A 3567-nucleotide genomic window follows, 5' to 3' on the forward strand; every position below is an offset into this window, starting at 1 on the left:
AAGTCCATGAGAATGTAATTTCATTATTTGAATAAGCACCTAATACTAAATCTATAGGAGCTTGACAAGTAGGTAAAGTTGTGAAACTATATACTGAAGTCCATACACTTGGTCCATCAATAATACCACAATTCGCTCTAACGATGAATTCGTAGTCGCTTTCAGGAACCAAAGAAGTCAATGTTGGCGCATTTGTAGTAAGACCAGCATTGTTTGGTATAAAGCTAAATGTATCAGCAGGAACAATTGAAGTATTGATTAACTCAATATCCCAAACAAACTCAGAACCAGCCTGAGCCCATGAAAGCTCAACTTGAGTATCAGTAACAGAATCAATAGAAATAGCTCCTAATGGCAAACATGTAGGAGGTGTCGTAAAGTTACTGACATTAGACCAGCCACTTAGTGGTTCTGTATTAAATACACCACAATCAGACTGCAAGTAAACCGCATACTCGTTCTCAGGTAACAATGAAGTTATACCATAAGGATTTACAGTAACCCCAGAATACGTAGCAACACCTGTTGCAGTATCTCCAGCAGTTAAGTTAACCACCTCAATATTCCAAAGAGTTTCAGAACCATTTGAAGACCAACTGACATTAGCTGTTGTAGGATTAATGTTTGAAATTGAAACTCCAGAAGGAGGAGGGCAAGTTGTAATGATGTAGGTAAGATCTAATGTAACATCGATCGTAGTATTATCTGGCCCAGCATCTTCATTTACAGTAAAAATCTTTACACTTGTAAGGTTGTTAATATCTACACCATATGCAGTTAAATCAGTACTTGCAATTTCGCATAAATCTTCAGCTACAACTGATCCATTAACTTCCAAGCTATAAGAATACCAACTAGTACAAGCCCAGGTAGAAGCTGTAAGGTCGAGGTCAATAATAGCCTCCGTAATAAAGGAATTGGTGACTGTATCCACACAATCGAAACTGTTAAATTCCACATAGTTGGTGTTTTCATTACCAAAGGAGTTTTCTGAATAGCTGCATGTCCCCTGTGCGGAAAGCAAAGAATATGCGAAAACAGAAAGAACGGTAATTAGCCGTCGTAACGTTTTAATCATAGTTTAAGGTTTTAGATTACTCGAGTATTTAATACCCCGATATTAAAGATGATTCCAAATATATTGAACAATCACTGTTGGCCTTATCTCTAAATCAGGCGAATACCTGTAGATAAGCGAAATCTCAAGAAAATTTCTTTTGAAATAGATTATGCGGGATGTGTAAATAAGCGAAATTTACACAGCGTAATCCCTAGAGTGTGAAGCGAGTGACAGGGATCGAGTGGGTGAAAAGGCTGAGCGACTCAGAGTTGATATTCTTACTTGTTAATGGGGGGAGAGGCTTTTTTGCCTAGTTTTAAATAGAAAGAGGGAGAACTGTATTTCGTTATTGCAATTTTAATTACCTAAACTAAAAAACTTTAACTACCATACTTAGTCAGTTCTCCCCCAGCCCATATCTCTATTTATTTACAATTAGGCTTAGCCGTAATTGTAAGGCTTTATCGTGAATTGTGGTTTTAATCTTGTTTACTAAAGTATTCTCATAGTTTTAGAAGAATACTATAAGCCTCAGTGGCTATGCTTGTGAAATTAATTCGAGCTACACTGTTAATAAACTTCATTTTAAAATGGATGTAGTTTGTGTGTGGCGCGAAATAGGTTTCCGCTTATTCCGATAGTGGAATAACAGGGTCAAAAATAGGGAATGTATATCGTTAGGAATGCGAGAAAAATCAGTATTATCTTCAGAAAAAGGAAATCTACAGAAAATTAAATCCTATAAATTATTCATTGCGGGAATTAATATAAAATTAAACTTGGTTTAAAGGGTGATTTCATTTTTGCGCTAACCTGGTGTTCAATTTTGAGCAAACCTAAATATCCCAAAGTCTTAGTCAAGAGTTGAATAAACGGTATTGCTAAATGGTTACTTGCTTGGTTTCATAAAATTGGATGGAGTTTTACCTTCGAATTTCCTGAAAGCAGTATATAATGAACTGTTAGATTTAAAACCTACCTCTTGTCCAACAACCTCCAAAGTTAATTTTCCAATTCTTTCCGGATCACTCATTATGCGCTTTGCCTCATCCACTCGGTATTGATTAATGAAATTATTGAATGTGCAATTAGCCTGGTCATTAATTACCTGAGATATTTTACGATAATGCAAACCTATGGCGTTGGCTAAATCTATTATGGTTAATTCATCATTTGTATAACATTTAGATTCATCCATGTAGTTTGTAATCTGAAGGAAAATAGTATCATAATCTTCTTTGTTCGTGTCTCTAGCAGAGGCCCGAGAGGTCTGTAAAGCGCTGGTAAGGGAAGCCATTTCCTTACCGGTAGAAATATAGTGTTGTTTCATTCCAAAGAAGGCTAACCAATAAATGAATACAGTGTATAGTCCACTTTGGATTATATAAATTGTCTCAAGTGTGTCATGTAGGTATTTTAAGTCAAGTGATTGTATGGCAAGTATTACAAAATCAAATAGGATAATTGTTAAAAATGCAAATATAATAGGTTTGACCCAGGCTAATAATTTATCATCTAAAGTAGAGTGGTATTCATTAACTCTTTTAATATTCCCTTTAATTAAAGCTAGAATTTTAATTAAATAGAATGCGGTAAAAATATTTGCGGCTAAGATGTAGGAGCGTCCGTAAGAAAGATAAAATTCCTTTTTTGATTCATTCGGAATATAAAAAAATAAAAAACTCAATAAAATAAACTCGATCGCCCCGGGATAAAGATGTTTTCGTTCTTTTTTGAACGATAGTTGCATCATTAAACCTTTTATATATAAATAGAGAATAGGGTATGCTAAAAACCAAAAGCGTATTGGCAATAGGTATAATTCCGTATGACTTTGTATTATGCCGTAATGATCTAAAATATTGAAAAGTAATGAGACGCCAAATAAAGCAAGAAAAACTCCAAGCAATAGAGAAGGCTTTCTTTTGGAAGAAAAATAAATCAATATAACACCAAAGATAACACCATGAACTAATCCAAATATTCCAAATAATCCTAATAAATTATGGAGTTCAGGCATGCGATAATTATTTAGTGGTTACTTGTTATACTATGGAAATAACGAAATCAAAGATAAATTATTATTTCTTTAGGAAGTTGGAAATAAGTTAGTTTCCAATTTGATGACACAAATTTATTGAAATTCGAACCAGATGAGTAAGAAAAAAACCGTGTAAAATGTCCTGATAACAGAAATACACACTCGGTTTTTTTGAAGTTTGTTTTTAATTTGAAGGGATAGTCGAAAAGGATGAAAAAATCAACAAATCTCACATTTTGAAGTCTTGAAAATTTAGAATGAAAAAGGAGGGTTTTGACTGGCAATTGCCAATAAAAAAAGGTCAACCAGATTCGTGGTTGACCTTTTTTAAAATCTAATTTTATTGAGAACCCCTTTTCATATAAAAGGTAGATTTTAATACCTCATGGGTACTTCAGTTAAAATGGTATAAAATAGGGCTAGTAAATTTTACTAGCCCTATTAAGCAAAGCTTACTTGATAATTG

The 3567-nt window shown here is 33.8% G+C and carries 2 protein-coding genes; both read right to left on the reverse strand.

What is annotated here, in order from left to right; translation table 11 throughout:
- Positions 1–1078: fibronectin type III domain-containing protein (locus A9Q93_RS04330; RefSeq protein ID WP_303686146.1), on the reverse strand; the 1078-nt coding region annotated here is incomplete at its 3' end.
- A gap of 871 nt (positions 1079–1949) precedes the next feature.
- Positions 1950–3080 carry an AraC family transcriptional regulator gene (locus tag A9Q93_RS04335; RefSeq protein ID WP_303686147.1) on the reverse strand — a complete coding sequence of 377 codons (1131 nt, stop codon included), beginning with the start codon at positions 3078–3080 and terminating at the stop codon, positions 1950–1952.
- Between the last annotated feature and the right edge of the window lie 487 nt (positions 3081–3567).

Origin of the sequence: Nonlabens dokdonensis (assembly GCF_002162835.1) — a bacterium.
In the GTDB taxonomy this organism is placed as follows: domain Bacteria; phylum Bacteroidota; class Bacteroidia; order Flavobacteriales; family Flavobacteriaceae; genus Nonlabens; species Nonlabens dokdonensis_B.

Excerpts from the sequence above, each read along its gene's own strand:
- A9Q93_RS04335 (WP_303686147.1), bottom strand. The coding sequence starts at position 3,080 with ATGCCTGAACTCCATAATTTATTAGGATTATTTGGAATATTTGGATTA.